Source organism: Arthrobacter cheniae (assembly GCF_003602275.1).
Lineage (GTDB): Bacteria > Actinomycetota > Actinomycetes > Actinomycetales > Micrococcaceae > Arthrobacter_D > Arthrobacter_D cheniae.
Genome location: NZ_QZVT01000006.1, coordinates 21,981 through 37,834 on the forward strand (window position 1 = coordinate 21,981; position 15,854 = coordinate 37,834).

11 protein-coding genes are annotated in these 15,854 nt (G+C 62.5%); 6 read left to right on the forward strand and 5 right to left on the reverse strand.

Features of this window, described 5'->3' with window-relative positions; translation table 11 throughout:
• Positions 1–212 precede the first annotated feature (212 nt).
• Complete coding sequence (locus D6T63_RS12105; protein WP_055769355.1) at positions 213–461, forward strand: WhiB family transcriptional regulator; 249 nt, start codon at positions 213–215, stop codon at positions 459–461.
• Positions 462–581: 120 nt separating this feature from the next.
• Here the strand turns inward: D6T63_RS12105 and D6T63_RS12110 are convergent, their stop codons facing one another.
• The 4 genes from D6T63_RS12110 to D6T63_RS12125 form a co-directional block, all read right to left on the reverse strand.
• The gene (locus tag D6T63_RS12110; RefSeq protein ID WP_120149319.1) at positions 582–2,060 is read right to left on the reverse strand and encodes a sensor histidine kinase; all 1,479 of its coding nucleotides are present in this window, start codon (positions 2,058–2,060) and stop codon (positions 582–584) included.
• A 145-nt stretch (positions 2,061–2,205) separates the two neighbouring features.
• Positions 2,206–7,035: an NAD-glutamate dehydrogenase gene (locus tag D6T63_RS12115; protein ID WP_120149320.1), complete on the reverse strand. Its 4,830-nt coding sequence runs from the start codon at positions 7,033–7,035 to the stop codon at positions 2,206–2,208.
• A gap of 97 nt (positions 7,036–7,132) precedes the next feature.
• A complete protein-coding gene (locus D6T63_RS12120; RefSeq protein WP_120149321.1) occupies positions 7,133–8,410 on the reverse strand; it encodes an AAA family ATPase in 1,278 nt (425 codons plus the stop codon).
• Positions 8,407–9,063: a hypothetical protein gene (locus D6T63_RS12125; protein WP_235830721.1), complete on the reverse strand. Its 657-nt coding sequence runs from the start codon at positions 9,061–9,063 to the stop codon at positions 8,407–8,409. Before D6T63_RS12125 ends, D6T63_RS12120 begins: the two co-directional genes overlap by 4 nt.
• 184 nt (positions 9,064–9,247) lie before the next feature.
• On the opposite strand from D6T63_RS12125, the gene D6T63_RS12130 reads away from it, so the two are divergent.
• Positions 9,248–9,475: a helix-turn-helix domain-containing protein gene (locus D6T63_RS12130; protein ID WP_120149322.1), complete on the forward strand. Its 228-nt coding sequence runs from the start codon at positions 9,248–9,250 to the stop codon at positions 9,473–9,475.
• A gap of 97 nt (positions 9,476–9,572) precedes the next feature.
• Here the strand turns inward: D6T63_RS12130 and D6T63_RS12135 are convergent, their stop codons facing one another.
• Positions 9,573–10,118, reverse strand: coding sequence for a hypothetical protein (locus D6T63_RS12135; protein ID WP_147394360.1), 546 nt, complete (start codon positions 10,116–10,118; stop codon positions 9,573–9,575).
• A gap of 188 nt (positions 10,119–10,306) precedes the next feature.
• Here D6T63_RS12135 and D6T63_RS12140 point away from each other — a divergent pair, with 188 nt between their 5' ends.
• The 4 genes from D6T63_RS12140 to D6T63_RS12150 all read left to right on the forward strand — a co-directional run bounded on the left by D6T63_RS12140 (position 10,307) and on the right by D6T63_RS12150 (position 15,732).
• Positions 10,307–11,398, forward strand: coding sequence for a hypothetical protein (locus D6T63_RS12140; RefSeq protein ID WP_120149324.1), 1,092 nt, complete (start codon positions 10,307–10,309; stop codon positions 11,396–11,398).
• 86 nt (positions 11,399–11,484) lie between these two features.
• Complete coding sequence (locus D6T63_RS18950) at positions 11,485–11,991, forward strand: hypothetical protein (RefSeq protein ID WP_147394361.1); 507 nt, start codon at positions 11,485–11,487, stop codon at positions 11,989–11,991.
• Complete coding sequence (locus D6T63_RS18955; RefSeq protein WP_147394362.1) at positions 11,988–12,653, forward strand: hypothetical protein; 666 nt, start codon at positions 11,988–11,990, stop codon at positions 12,651–12,653. Before D6T63_RS18950 ends, D6T63_RS18955 begins: the two co-directional genes overlap by 4 nt.
• A gap of 1,027 nt (positions 12,654–13,680) precedes the next feature.
• Positions 13,681–15,732, forward strand: coding sequence for a bifunctional DNA primase/polymerase (locus tag D6T63_RS12150; RefSeq protein ID WP_182976980.1), 2,052 nt, complete (start codon positions 13,681–13,683; stop codon positions 15,730–15,732).
• The last annotated feature ends 122 nt before the right edge of the window (positions 15,733–15,854 follow it).

The following is a 15,854-nucleotide window of genomic DNA, read 5'->3' on the forward strand; positions in this document are numbered from 1 at the left end:
CATGCCGGTTCAGGATGACGGTCGTGCTGTGACACAACCCTCACCCTGCTTGCCAATTAGACCTGTAAAACCCTTGTTTACCCGTGGGTAACGTGACAGCCTTAAAAGCAGTGCAAATCGGGGGGCCGAGATCGGCCCCCTTTACTATGAGCCCCCTCGTGAACGTTTTCACAGAACGCACGTGTGTGAGGTCGAAGGAGAATGTGATCACCATGGATTGGCGTAGTCGTGCGGCCTGTCTGGATAAGGACCCGGAGCTGTTCTTCCCGGTCGGCAACACCGGACCGGCACTTCTTCAGATCGAAGAGGCCAAGAGCGTCTGCCGCCGCTGTCAGGTGCAGGACACCTGCCTGCAGTGGGCGATCGAATCCGGACAGGATGCCGGGGTATGGGGCGGATTGAGTGAGGACGAGCGTCGGGCGCTCAAGCGTCGGGCCGCAAGGGCACGACGCGCATCCTGACGAATGCCGAGCCGGGCTGAGAGCGCTGCCCGGCCGGACCCGCAGGATCGAGGAGCCGGAACAGAGACGAAGGGCCGCCCACCGGGCGGCCCTTCGTCGTTGAAGCGCTCAACCAGCGGCTCAGCTCCCCTGGTTGAGGCGCAATCCCAATTCGAGCGTGACCGATGTACCGCCTCCGGGGCGCGTGCTCCATTCGATCGTTCCGCCGAGCTCGCTCGTGACGAGCGTCCTCACGATCTGGAGACCTAATCCTTCAGCGTGTCCTCCGGCAGGCAGCCCCACTCCATCGTCTGCGATCGTCACGCGCAAAGTATCTTCGCCATCGGCCTCGGTGCGCCTGTTCGCCATCAGCCAGACAGTTCCCGTCCGCCCGGAGAGCCCGTGCTCAACGGCGTTGGTGACGAGTTCGTTGATCACAAGGGCCAGCGGAGTGGCGAGATCACTCGGCAGCTCCCCGAAGTCGCCGCTCCTTTCTGTGCGCACAGCCTGCGAAGGCGAGGCGACCTCCGCGGACAACCGGAACTGGCGGGAGATGAGCTCATCGAAATCGACGCTCTGGGCGAGGCCCTGGGAGAGGGTCTCGTGCACGAGTGCAATGGTCGACACCCGGCGCATCGCCTGCTCGAGACCGAGCTTCCCCTCCTCGCTGACCATCCTGCGGGACTGCATGCGAAGAAGTGCCGCGACGGTCTGCAGGTTGTTCTTCACTCGGTGGTGGATCTCGCGGATGGTCGCGTCCTTCGACACGAGCTCCATCTCCCGGCGCCGGAGCTCGGATACGTCCCGGCACAGGACAAGGGCGCCGAACCGCTCCCTCTCGTCCCGCAGCGGGATGGCGCGGAGCGACAGGCTGACGCCGCGCGACCCTATTTCGGTACGCCACGGCATTCGGCCGGTGACGACCAGCGGAAGGGTCTCATCGACCATCCTGCGGTCCTTGAGGAGAGCTGTCGTGATCTCCGCGAGCGGGCGGCCCTCCAGGGTTTCCACATCGCCGAGGCGTCGGAAGGCAGACACTCCGTTAGGGCTGGCATACTGCACGATTCCGTCGACATCGAGCCTGATCAGCCCATCACCGACACGGGGAGCCCCGCGCCGCGAGCCCGTAGGAGTCGCGAAGTCCGGCCACAGCCCGAGGGTCCCCATGCGGAGGAGATCGTAGGCGCACTGCCGGTAGGTCAGCTCGAGCCGTGAAGGCATGCGGGAGCTGGACAGATCCATATGTGTCGTTACGACGGCGAGTGTCCGGCCGTTCCGCACCATGGGTACGGCTTCGACCCGCATCGCCATCTCGGTGGTCCAGTTCGTCTCGCCCGAGCGCTCGATCTTCTGCGACTCCCACGCCACGTCGACCAGTGGCTGCAGGTCCGCCCGGATACGCTCACCGACGAAGTCGCTGTGGAAGACGGTGTGCGACGTGGACGGCCGAGCATGCGCCAGAGCCACGTATCCCCCGCCGTCGAGTGGGAACCACAGAGCGAGGTCGGCAAATGCGAGATCGGCGACCATTTGCCAGTCCCCCACCAGAAGATGCAGCCACTCTGCATCACCGGGTTCGAAACCCGCGTATTCGCGAATCGGATCAGTGAAGATTGCCATCAGAACTTTCTGTTGTTCGGGAGCCGCGCAGAGTGCGGTCGACGCCGCCCCTGGTCGGTCCGGCGCTGCGGCGGCGATACCGGATGTCGAGTCTGTCACTCCCGGCCGGCTCACGCCGACCGGGAGTGACACCGGGAGCGAGGGACTACCGGACGATGGAACGCAGCAGGCGTAGCGCCACGGACAGCGACGAGATGTCGTCCTGCTCGAGCAGATTCACCTCGGCGAACATATTGCTCGCCCGCTGGAGCTGGTCCGCGTTCTGTTCCTGCCATGCCTGCAGGCGCTCCCCCGCATCGTGGTCCTGCATGTCCTGCGACGCTCGCATGACAGCGACCGTGATATCTGCGACGGTCGAATACAGGTCGTCGCGCAGCGCTGCTCGGGCCAGGGCCTGCCACCGGTCCGTTCGCGGCAGCTTGGTGATCCGCTCCAGCAGGTTGTCGACCTCGAACCTGTCGTAGACCGCGTAGTACACCTTGGCGATATTCTCGACCGGCTCCTGCACCCGCCGGGTGCTGTAGGCGATGTCCAGCAACGCGAAGGACTCGAACTGCTCGGCCCAGTGACGGCCGAGTTCCTTCGGCAGGTGCCACGTCGTCGCGGTTGCTACGCCGACGCGTGCCCTCTCGAGGTCACAGCCCCGCAGGAATTCCGAGAGGCGGGACCGGAACGGGGTGACCAGCGGTTTGAAGGCGTCGATATCCTCCTTCACCGGCGTCCCCTGCTCCACATGGTTGACGAACCAGCGCACGGCACGATCCAGGAGCCGGCGCAGGTCGAGGTGCACGGTGGTCCAGTGATCCGTCGGGAAATCTGCCGGCAGCGCCGCGAGCGCATCGACGGTCTCATCGAAGGAATAGATCTCCCTCAGCGCAACGAAGGCACGAGCGATCACCGGCTCCGGCACCGATGTCTCCTCCATGACGCGGAAGACGAACGTGATGCCACCGAGGTTGATGATGTCGTTGGCAATGACTGTAGAAATGATCTCCCGCCGGAGCGGATGGGTGTCGAGCAGGTCATCAAACCGCTCCACCAGCTGGCGCGGGAAGTACCGCCGCAACGTCCCACTGAAATAAGGGTCATCAGCGAGGTTGCTCGCGGACAGCACCCTGGTCAGTTCGATCTTCGCGTAGGCGGCCAACACCGACAGCTCGGGAGAGGTGAGGCCCTGGCCGGCCTCGATCCGCTTGTGGAGTACGGCCGTCGTCGGCAGGGCTTCCAGGTCCCGGTCCAGGTCGACCTTCTTCTCGAGCCAGTCCATCATGCGCTCGTAGCTCGGGCTCCACTCGATGACTCGCTGACGGTCGTTGAGGAGAAGGACGTTCTGGTCGATGTTGTCCTGCAGTACGAGGCGCGCGACCTCGTCCGTCATCGAGTGCAGGAATGCGGCTCGTTCCTCGGGCTGCAGGCGACCGGCGCGCACCATCCGGTCGACGAAGATCTTGATGTTCACTTCGTGGTCGGAGCAGTCGACGCCTGCACTGTTGTCGATCGCGTCGGTATTCAGGATGACACCGGACAGGGCGGCCTCGATACGACCGCGCTGCGTCATCCCCAGGTTGCCGCCCTCACCGACGACACGCGCTCGCAGTTCGCTGCCGTTCACGCGGATCGCATCATTCGCCCGATCACCGACATCGGCATTCGTCTCGTCGGTGGCCTTGACGTAGGTTCCGATGCCACCGTTGTACAGGAGGTCTGCGGGCGCCCGCAGGATGGCCCGCAGTAGTTCGGGAGGGCTCAATCTGGTGATGCCATCATCGAGGCCCAGCGACCGACGCACTTCCGGCGAGAGGGGAATGGACTTGGCCTGCCGCGGGTACACACCGCCACCCTGGCTGATGAGTGTGCTGTCGTAGTCCTCCCAGCTCGAACGAGGGAGGTCGAAGAGCCTCCGCCGCTCGACGAAGGATCGTGCCGCGTCGGGATTCGGGTCGAGGAAGATATGGCGGTGGTCGAAGGCGGCGAGCAGGCGGATGTGCTCGGAGAGGAGCATGCCGTTGCCGAAGACATCGCCGCTCATGTCACCGACACCGACAACGGTGAAGTCCGTGGTCTGCGTATCGACGTCGAGTTCACTGAAGTGCCGCTTCACCGACTCCCAGGCACCGCGGGCCGTGATGCCCATGGCCTTGTGGTCATAGCCGACGGAACCTCCTGAAGCGAAGGCGTCACCGAGCCAGAAGTTGTATTCCGCCGACAGTTCGTTGGCGATGTCGGAGAACGACGCCGTTCCCTTGTCCGCGGCGACCACGAGATACGTGTCGTCGTCGTCGTGCCGCACCACCCGGGCGGGTGCCAGCACTGTCTCGGTGACACCGTTCGTGATCACGTTGTCCGTGATGTCGAGTAGTCCACGGATGAAGGTCCGGTAGCTGGCCTGGCCCTCCGCCAGCCACGCCTGCCGGTTGACGGAGGGATCCGGAAGCTGCTTCGCAAAGAACCCGCCCTTGGCGCCGGTCGGCACGATGACCGCGTTCTTCACGGTCTGCGCCTTGACGAGCCCGAGCACCTCGGTGCGGAAATCCTCTCGTCGGTCGGACCAGCGGAGTCCACCACGGGCCACCTTGCCGAAGCGGAGGTGGACACCTTCGACCTGCGGCGAGTACACCCAGATCTCGAACTTCGGCCTCGGGTAGGGCGCGCCGTCGATCCTGGCGGTGTCGAACTTGAAGCTGACGTGGCGCTTGTCCTGGAAGTAGTTCGTCCGGAGCGTCGCCTCTATGAGGTTGGCGAAGGTGCGCAGGACACGATCGGCGTCGAGCGTCGGAACCCCCTCGAGTCCTTCATCCAGTGCTGTACGCGCGGCACCCGAGGCGACGTCCCGGTCACCCTCGAGGTCAGGATCGAAGCGAGCAGTGAAGAGGGCCACGAGGGCGCGCGTCACCCCGGCGTTGCGCAGCAGGGTGTCGGCCACGAATCCGTAGGAGTTCGTGTTGCCCATCTGCCTCATGTACTTGGCGTAGGCCCTCAGGATCACCACCTGGCGCCAACCCAGCTCCTCACTCAGCACGAGGCGATCGAAGGCGTCCGATTCGCTGTTCCCCGAGACTGCCGCTTGGAAGGCATCCTGCAGCAAGGCGGCCGTGCCGAGCGCCGAGATGCTGCTGGGGTACTTCAGTCCCAGGTCGTAGAGGAAGAACGATCGACCGTCCGAACGGGTGATCTCGAACGGGCGTTCGTCCAGCACTTCAAGCCCGAGGTTGTGGAAGTACGGAAGGATCTGCGTGAGGCTCTTCGCCTCCATGAGGTACAGCTTGAGGCGCGCGTCCTCGGCGTCCTGCCTCCTCGAAACGTAGACGTGCAGCTGAGGGACCCCGCCACCTGATGCGGCGAGTTCCTCGAACCGTGAGATGTCCTCGAGAGCATCCTCCACCTCATAATCCACCCGGTAGCCGGGAGGGAAGGACTCCGCCCACGACGTCGCGAGGCGCTGCGCCGAGTCCTGGTCGAACCGCTCCTGGGCGACCTCGACGATCCCCTCCGACCACGAGCGGGCAGCACGGACGAGCCGCTCCTCCAACTGGCCGGCGTCGATCTCGGGAATTTCAGCCCCGCGCTGCAGCCGGATGCGGAAGAACAGGCGCGCCAGGGCGGACTCGCTCATTCGGGCCTCGAAGTCGATGGAGTCGGCGTCGAGCGTGGTCCGCAACTCGTCTTCGATGCGCAATCGCACACTGGTGGTGTAGCGGTCGCGTGGAAGGTAGACGAGGGCCGACATGAAGCGCCCGTACACGTCGGGGCGCAGGAACAGCCGGGTGCGGCGTCGTTCCTGCAGGCGCAGGATTCCGAGCGCGGTGGTGACCAGACCGGCGACGTCGATCTGGAACAACTCGTCGCGCGGGTACGTCTCGAGGATGGACAGCAGGTCCTTGCCGGAGTGGGAATCGGACGGGAAGCCACAGCGGCGGAGCACCTCTGCCACCTTGTCCCGCACCAGCGGCACGTTGCGCACCGAGCCCGTGTAGGCGCTGGTCGCGAACAGGCCGATGAAGCGTCGCTCACCGCTGACGTTCCCTTGGGCGTCGAAGCTCTTGATGCCGATGTAGTCGAGGTACGCAGCGCGGTGCACCGTCGACCGCGAGTTCGCTTTGGTGATCACGAGGGCGCGACGCTCCCGCGCTTTCGCGCGCCCGGCCGCCGTGAGCTGCTGCAGGTGACCCCCTGCACTCCCGTGGCGGAGCAGTCCCAAGCCGCTTCCCTCGCGCACACGAAGTGCATCGGCGCCCTCCTCGTCCGTTACGAGGTCGTATTCCTTGTAGCCGAGGAAGGTGAAGTTGCCGTTCTCGAGCCATTGGAGCAGTTCCTGTGCCTGTCGCACGTCCGGTATCTCGGCGGCATCGGCGATGGCATCGAGGGATGCTGCGATGGAGCGGACGGTGTTCCGCATCGCGGGCCAGTCCTCGACGGCCGCCCGGACGTCTCCCAGGACGCGGTGAAGGCCGTCGATGATCGATTCCTTGGCCGCGACGTCCGGGAGCCGCGTGACCTCGACCGACATCCAGGACTCGATGTGAGCGGTTCTTCCCGCGAGGCCTACCAGCTCGCCGACGTTCGGTAGCGCAGCGGTGTCTCCGCTGGACGCGCCCGCCGTCGACGGAACACGCGTGAGCGTGGCCAGAGCATGCGACTCGTCCTCGCGCACCGCAAGGAAGGTCGGATGGACGACGAGATGGATCGCGGCGTTCTGCCGGACGAGCTCCGCGGTGACCGAGTCCACCAGGAAGGGCATGTCGTCGGTGACGATCATCACGATGCTCGACATCCCCTGATCCATCACGCCGATAGCAGCGGTACCGGGTTCGCGGGCCTGGGCGAGGTCACGATGGGCGAGAGCCCGCTGGCGAAGGTCGCTCGCGGAATATCCGACGGCATCCTCGCGTGCGAGGTGCTCGAAGTAGTGCCCTACGAAATCCTCCCCTGACGTGTCCGAGCTTGACTGATCCGTTGTCCTGGATCCAGACGACATGGGAAGGGCCTCCGTAACGAAATGAAAGGCCGCTCCATTGCGACCTCTTACCGAGGAAGCCTATCGGTGTTGCCCGGAAAGTTCATGTCGCACGGCGTTATCGAGCTCCGCGGCGCCTGCCGACGACGACCGGAACATCGGCGAGCTGCGCGATGGCGATCCGCAGTGGAGACTCCGGCGAGGTCTCGAGCAGGGCGGTCCCGGCAAGCAGGGCCTGATCCACCGCAGAAGGGTCTGCGGGAAGGAAGGCGGAAATGCGGGCGGGCGGTCCGAAGCGCTCCCAGGCCTCCCTTAACTGGGTCTCGGGAGCTCGCCCGACCGCCGCCGACCGCACCTTGTTGAACACGACGCGAGGTGCCGCCGTCGGGACGGCCTCGGCGAGCTCCGCGAGCGCCTTCACCAGGCGCGGAACGCCGATCGCATCCGCCGCGCCGACGGCTACCACCGCGTCGGCAGCTTCGAGGCAGCGCAGTGTTGCGCCGTTCCGCCGAGGAGCCAGGGTGTCGAAGCTCAATTCCTCATCCGCCTCGAGGCAGAAGCCGCAGTCGACGATGGTCACGTCGGCGAGCGACCGGCCCGCCTCGAGGACGTGACCCAGGGCGGGAGGACGTAGCTCGGGCCAGCGGTCCGGCCTGGTGATACCCGTCAATACTCGGAGCCGGCCCCCCTTGATGGCCACTTCCACCGCAATCCGGCCGAGGGCCGCGCCGCTGAAACCACCCTGGTCGGCGATCCGGCAGGCCTGGGCCACGCCTGCCGATTCATCAAGAAGCCCGAGCGACGCCCCGATGCTCGCACCGTAGGTGTCAGCGTCGACGAGAAGGGCGGACACACCGTGCGCAGCAAGCTCCGCCGCCATGTTGATGGCCACGGTGGTGCGGCCCGGCGCACCGGTCGGGCCCCAGACCGTGATGACGCGCCCGTGCCCGGGAGCATCGACGGACTCAGCGGGCGGTGGTGCAACATTGGACGGCACGTCGAGGGGATCGGCGTAGGCGAGCGAGGTCCGCAGGCCGGAGGACGCGGTCTCGAACCGCTCGACGGCCCGGGTCACCGCGTCGGCGAGCGCGGCAGGCTCGATCGACGCTTCCACGTAGTCGACGCCGTCGACTTCGGCTGTCCGCGAGTCCGGCAACCCGTCGAAGAGGGCGACGACCACCACGCCGGCGAAGCGAAGCCGGTCGACGAGGGACGCCGTCAGCTCCGCCGCGCCGGGGGCGATGATGGCAGCCCTCGCAAGCCCCGTCTGGCACGCAGCGATGAGTTCGGAAAGCTCCTCGCAGCGGCGCACCACCGTGACCGGCCCGCGCAACTGCTCGAGGCCCGGGACGTAGGCGCTTGCCATCGCTCCCAACGTGATGACGGGAATACTCACGAACCGGCGCCAGGATTCAGGACCACGGCGATCCGGGCGTCATTGGAGAGGGCGTTGAGAAGTTCGGGCATCGCGGCGTCGTCGACGAGCACCTGGACAAGGGTGGATGAGTTCGCGCCGAGGGCGGACTCCCCCAGCGTCAGTTCGGCCACCTCGGCTGCCTCCAGAAGCAACTGCGGCTCCTCGTAGGTGTTCGTGTCGGTGCGCAGCGAGACCCAGACATCCACGCGGTCCCCTGCTGCCGTACCAGTGGGCAGGCGGTCCTCGACCGTCAGCCCGACAGGCTTCCGGTCCAGCTCATCGGCAGCACCGACGGCCGCAGCGGGCACCAGTTCACTGCGGGTGACGAGTCTGGTCGCGACAGCACCCTCGGGTATTCCGTCGGCGACCAGCAGGTATGAATCCGCAGCATCGCCGAGCCTCACGGATATGGCGACGAGGTCTTCGGCCGTCAATGTGGATCCGACGGCGAGGTTCTCCCGGGCCGAATATACCGGTGTAGTCGTGTTCTGGCTCTGCAGGAGCGCGATGACACCGGCCGTCGATGCGAGGACCAGCAACAAGCCGGTGAGAAGGCGCGGGTCCTTCCATGAGGGCTTCTTCAGCCGCAGTGCCTCGGTCGGCGATTGCGCCGCGCGCGTGTCGATGCTCACTGTCGTCCCCCATGCACACGGCGCGGTCCGGATCGGATCGCACGTCCGACAGCCAGTCTCGTGCAAGGGGAGCGCGAAGGGAACCGAAGAGCCACAAATTGCCTCAAACTGTGGATACCTCCATCAAGGAGCACTTACGGTGACAGAATGGATTCGTACCGGACATGACAGGAAAGGCGCACCCATGGCCGAACGGCGTTTCCTCACCCTCGCGGATGTCGGCGAGGTGCTCAACATCAGCTCGTCGCAGACATATGCGCTCGTCCGGTCCGGCGAGCTCCCAGCCATCCAGGTAGGAGGCCGGGGCCAGTGGCGGGTAGAGACGCGAGTGCTCGAGGAGTACATCGCCAAGGCATACGAGAAGACTGCGTCGGCGCTCAAGGCAGAAACCGGGAGCTCGAGTCTTACCTGACCAGCACCTGACTCCTAGCCCTCGGGCGTCAGCCGACTCCGCGGACGCTTGTCCCGCGAGCGCCCATTCGTGATGGGCCCGTGAACACGTACTCCTTCTAGTCCGCGAACCGCGCAGAGTCGATCGAATCGATGGAATCGAAGGGCACCGTCAAGACATCGCGCTTCGACGACGGCTGCCGGCTATCACCGGGAGCGACCAGCCCGAGCTCGAAGAAGTCTGCGCCCACCCTCTCGATGAAGCCCGCATGAGGCGAAGGCGCCATTGCCAACCAGAGCGACACATTCGCCCTGTCCCTCGATAGCACGCGCAGGACTGATCCCAGACCCAGCCTTGCCGCGACTCCGGCCAGAGGCTGGCCCACATTCCGACTCGGACCTCGAAGGACCAGTAGCGAGGAAAGCGGCACGATGACCGAGCGGTCGTCGACAACCACCGCGATCCACTCGGACCCGACATTCGTCAGGATTCCCGTAATGGTCCTCCCCCCGTGCGTCGTCAACCCCAGCGGCCGGCCGACCTGCCCTACCAGTCGCTGCACGAGGGTAAGCCGGGCCTGCTCGGAGCGCGTCCGGTCCCGGATCTCACTCTCCTGCTGAGCAGTGGTCGCGGAGTGAAGTTGCGACTCGAGGTCATTGGACAACGTCCCCAAAGTACACAGGCCAACGAGCGTCCTCCCCTGTGTCTACTATCGATCTCAGAGGTTGCCAGGATCCAGAGGATGCGGAGCCCTACAGGTGTCCCGCCAGCGGCGGAACCTAGATCGCGCAGGCCAGCGGCTACAGCGCGTTTCCCCCACTCAAGATTCCCTCCCTATATAAGGAGCTCAAAATGGCACGTGGCTATAACGCCTTCGCCGACATCGTGAAGACCACGACCGACGGCGTAGACCTCAACCAGATTTGGAGAGAGTTCCAAGAGACTCTGTCCATCGTCAACACACAGCGGAGCGGTCTTGCTTCGTTGTTCACCTACACGACGAACGCACCAGCTGAGGAAGTTGCTCAGACGGCGGGCAGCGAGGACGACTTCGAGGAGTCCTCCGAATTCGGCGTCCCGAAGGCAATCAGGAACGGCTGCGAAATCATCAAGGTGGGTTTCCCGCTCCGCTGGTTCGACGCTGCTACCCGATTCACCACTGCCTTTCTCCGAGACGCGCCCGCTGCGCAGGTCGAAGCTGTTCACGCTCGCGCGTTGGAGTCGGACAACCGGCTCGTATTCAAAGCAGTGTTGCGAGCATTGCTGGTGCAGACCACCGTAGCCACCCGCGCAAAGAATGAGGACGGGACCCCGATCTACGCGTTGTGGGACGGCGCAGCTGACTCTGTCCCGCCAAAGTTCGAAGGCAACAACCATGCGGCAGGTCATACGCATTACCTCACGTCACAGTCCGCCACCATTGACGGCGTCGATCTGCGCGACCTCATCCGGCACGTAACCCATCACGGCTACGGCTCCCCCAAGGGCGACCAGATGCTGATTCTGGTCAACCCGATTGAGGGCGAGACCGTCCAAAACCTCCGGGTAGCCAACGGTTCTCCGTTCGACTTCATCCCCAGCGCGGGGGCACCGTCCTACCTGACCAATGAGGTACTTGTCGGTGACCGTCCTCCTGCCGAATTCAACGGGCTGAAGGTGCTCGGCGGATTCGGAGAAGCGTGGATCGTTGAGTCGTACCTCGTTCCTCAGGGGTACGTCATCTCTCTTGCATCGGGCGGTCCCGGCTCACCGCGGAACCCCCTCGCGCTTCGCGAACACCCACGCCCCGAGTTCCAGGGATTACGGCAGATCCCCGGCGCAGCCGACTACCCCCTCATGAATTCGTACTACGCACGCGGATTCGGAGTCGGTGCCGCAAACCGTGGCGCGGCTGCTGTCATGCAGGTCACCACGAACGTGGCCTACACCAGCCCTGCCATCTGATGGACCGCGGTGTGCTGACAGTTCTCAGCGGCTCTGTCAGCACACCGCTCAAAAGCCGCTATGCCGCTGGCAAAGGAAGAACCTTCATGAACAAGTGGAACTGGATTCTGGACCCCAATCGCCGAGGGACTAACCCTGACGTACACGCAGGGTACATGGCTGACGGGGTGCTCCAAGTCATTGCCGATGCTGACGAAGCTTGGCCGCACAACGACACCGTTGTGAACGACCCCATCCTGTCTGAACTGATCGAAATGTCCGTAAATGCCCGTCAGACGGGCGTATATCTACCCGCTGTAGTTCCGACCGAGTTCCAGGTAAAAGTCGTCCCAGCCGGCAGTTTTGCATCCCCTGCCGAGTACGTAGGGACAACTCAGTACGGCGCCCCGACCGATACCGGGACAACATGCTGCGATCGGTGCTGGAGTAGGTGGAATGTATCCGGCCAAGGAGTTCACAGGTCAGAAGAGTCGAAGACTCTATGGGTGAACGCGGGAGCAATCATCGTCAGCTTCTCCCTCTGCCCCGAGTGCGCGGACTACCTCGATGAATCCTTCGGCCCGCTTGTCTTCGGTAGGGGACGAGTCGAGTGAGCAGCTATACGGTCAAGCGCCCATGCCAAGCGACGGTGACAACGGCGAAATATGAGAACTTCGGCAAGCCGTGTCAGCGTCCTGCTGTCCACGGTGCTGACTTCTGCGTGAAGCATGGCGGGATAGAGCTGACTACAACCCCAGATGCCGTGCAGCGCCGCCTTATCAATCCAGCGCAGAGATGCACTGCGGTGCGATCGACTGGTGAACGGTGCAAGAAGTACGCCATCAAAGGCAGTTTCGTTTGCAGGTCGCACGGTGGCAGCCTGCCGAACGTGAGGGCGAAGGCTAAAGAACGCATGGTCGAGCTTCTGAATCCCGCGCTGGCAGAGCTACAGAAGATCCTAAGCAAGGAAACCACCAGTGACTCTGACCGGCTGCGAGCGATCCAGATGGTGCTGGACCGGACGGGTAACCATGCGACCAGCGGCGTCATTGCAGAGGTTGAACTCAAGCCCTGGCAGAACATGGTTGACGGCCTTCTCGTAGACATGGGCGAGACTGTTGAACAGCCCGCACTCGACGCAGGTCAAGACCTCGATGACGAGAAGGCCTCAGCCGCAGAACTGACCTATCAGCACTTCGAAGAAGAAGTTTACGGCGGTGACGTAATACCTACGAGGATCGTTGGCTCAAAGAATCCTCCGAAGAACCACCGTTAGGTATGACACCCGGCAGGGTCGCCTGTCTTGGACCAATCAGCACACCGTCTGCAGTCCTAAGCCAGTCCTGGTACCCGGTGTCTGGTAATCGAGCCTTCCCTAGGTACGTGATCGTCACTTCATCATTATTTGCGGCACGCCCAACACAGAGCGCCCTCCCCAGCTTCCGACGTATGTCTGAAGGGTGACCACCTCTTACGTCGTACTGAATCCGAAGTTTCACCTTCGCATCCGGCAGCAGCTTCCCTAGGATCACCGACATCGAGTCATCCTTCCAACTGTCACTGATCCACTCGAGGAACCGCTGGTCTTCGCCGGGAGACAGGCAATGAACAATTACGTCGAACCACTTACGGTTCCGTGGCCGTGTCGGCCCAACATGATCCATCGGTTCCCCTCAATGCTAGAAGCTGATGGAAGCAAGCCTGTGCGCGACCCTTCATTGCTGCAAACCCATGTAATTGCAAGTCATTGTCAAGAAGGACAATTATAGGATATAATGTAATTACCGAAGCAAGGCGAGCGCAACTTGTTAACACAAGCTAGGCGCACGAGTTTCAGCACCCCGCAGTAGTGGCTGGCGGGAAGAAACTCCGGTTTGAGATTACTCACTGGAGTTTAGTCATGCATACAAAGTTTGGTGTTCAGCCAGCACGAGAAGTTCTTCGGTCACAGCGATGGAGTATCGCGAAAGCGGCTGACAAGATAGGCGTCCCCGAGCTGCATCTATATGCAGTCCTATATGGACGTACAGCGCCTTCTCAACCAGTTCGCGACCGTCTACCAGTCCTTCTATCGGTAGACGCGAACGATCTGTTCACGAAAGGTGCACTCGCCGCTGAGTATGATCCTCGCCGCGGCCCGGGTGGAAAACAGCGCCCAAAGGAAGATTGGCTCAACCCGGCCCTAGAGAACTTTCCTGGGGTGACCCACGATGCCTGATTCAACGAACGAAAAAACCCCCAGCCGGCGGGTACAGGCTGAGGGCGATTCCGGTCTTGGTTTGCAGTTCCAAGGGTCGAACAACATGAGCAATAGCAATTGTATCTCGGAAACAAGTTCTGAGACTGGTTCCCCCACCCTCGCAGAGGGCCTGGCGTCAAGCACTGTAGATCCTCCTCAAGCCCTGCACTATGCGCTGCAGTACGCAGCAAAAGGCTGGCCAGTATTCCCGGTATATGGCATTGTCCAGGGACGTTGCACGTGCAAAGACGGCATCAAATGCGACAACGCTGGTAAGCATCCTAGGACGTCGAATGGCGTCAACGGTGCAACTACCGATCCGCAAACTGTAAGGGCCTGGTGGACGCAGTGGCCCGACGCAAACATTGGTCTAGCTTGCGGCCAAGTGTCCGGCTTCTTCGCTGTGGATGTTGATGCAAAAAGCGGCGGCTTCGAAAGCATCGGCGCATTCGGACAACTTCCTGAGACCCTCAGCGTCATCACCGGGGGTGGCGGCAAGCACCTGTTATTTAAGTACCCCGCTGATGGCGTCCGCTTGGGTAACAAGGTCGGTTGGCTCAGAGGTGTCGACGTCCGATCAGATGGAGGCTACGTCGTCGCAGCGCCTAGTTTGCACAGTTCTGGTGCACGCTACTCGTGGCAGAACGAGGAAGTAGAGATCATAGAACCGCCTCTAGGGCTTATCGAATCTATCCGTGGTAGTTCCACCCGCAAGGACTATTCAACCGACCTGAAGGACAGTCTCAGCATCCTTGAGGGCATTCCAGAAGGTGAGCGCGACGACGTGCTATTCCGCTGGGCGTGTAGGTTGCGTCGTCAACATTCCACGGACGCAGACAAGGGTCGAAGAGTCGTCACGCTCCTTGTACTGGAGGCTGCGAACAACTCCGGCTTCCCCGAGAACCAAGCTCGCATCAAGGTTGAGCAGGCCTTCAAGATGGATCACCCGGATGAGACACTGCCGATCTATGACCCGGACGGCTTTGTAAGTGACGAAGATCTTGACCCTTCATGGGTCCCGGAGAATCTTGACGATGTCTTGAGCGGCCAGTACCTGACGCCTCAGCCGGCCATTCTCCGCCGGAGTGACAGCGTGGCAATGCTGTATCCGGGCCTAATCCACGCTTTCTACGGAGAGCCGGAGTCGGGTAAGTCGTTCGTCGCACAATGGGCAGCTGCCGAAGTTCTCAGAGATGGTGGCAGTGTGCTCTATCTGGACTACGAGTCGGATCGGGGCACAGTTGTCGAGCGCCTACTGCTCATGGGGGTAGATAAAGAGGCAGTGCGAAGAGGTTTCGTCTATCTTCGTCCGGATGCCGCTCCTAACAGAGGCTTAAAGACCCTGCTAAACCACGCATACGCCCTGGCAGTCGTGGACGGCGTGACGGAGGCGCTTAGCCAATCAAACGTGAAGTCGATCGACAATGATGAAGTCACTAAGTGGATTCGTCAGGTTCCGCGCAGAATAGGCGAAGAAACCGGCGCTGCAGTTGTCATGGTGGATCATGTGACCAAGTCCAGGGAAGGCCGCGGTAGGTACGCACTGGGAGCCCAAGCAAAGCTCGCCGCTATAACTGGAGCGGCCTTTACATTCGAGACAGGTGAGCCGTTAGCACCCGGGAAGAAAGGATCAATCCTAATTCGTGTTGCAAAAGACCGGCCGGGTGGCGTGAGGCCACATGGTGATAATTGGCGCGCGGGAGACAAGACCCAGGAAATCGCTACTGTCTTTGTCGACTCTACACAAGCGAGCAAGATCACTATATCGGTCGACCCGCCGGCACGGATTGCAGCCCAGTTCCGAGAGGACCTACAGGACATTCAAGCATGCCTGGCCGTGTACAGATTGGTGAAGGAAACGCCGGGAATCATCGTCGGTGCGCTTAAGAAGGGCATCACCAGCGCTACGGGAATCGGCGAGAGTCAACGCCTCGGTGACGTCATAGCGATGGCGAAGCTCAAAGGCCTGATTAGGACCGAAACCGGCGCGAGAAATAGCGTGCAGCACTATCTATCTGATGGCCAGGACCTCACGGATTGGGTTCGATCAATCCACGCCCGAGACGTAGTCATTCCGGAGGATCTAGAACGGCTCGCAGGGATCAAGCCAGAATGACACAGAATGACTTAGTACAGATGATTGCCCTAGTCAGAGGCTAGTTGAGGTTGTGCCGTTCTAGTCATTCTGAGCCATTCTAGTCTTAGTCCGAGCTAGTAGTTCTAGCCGTTCTGGACTCT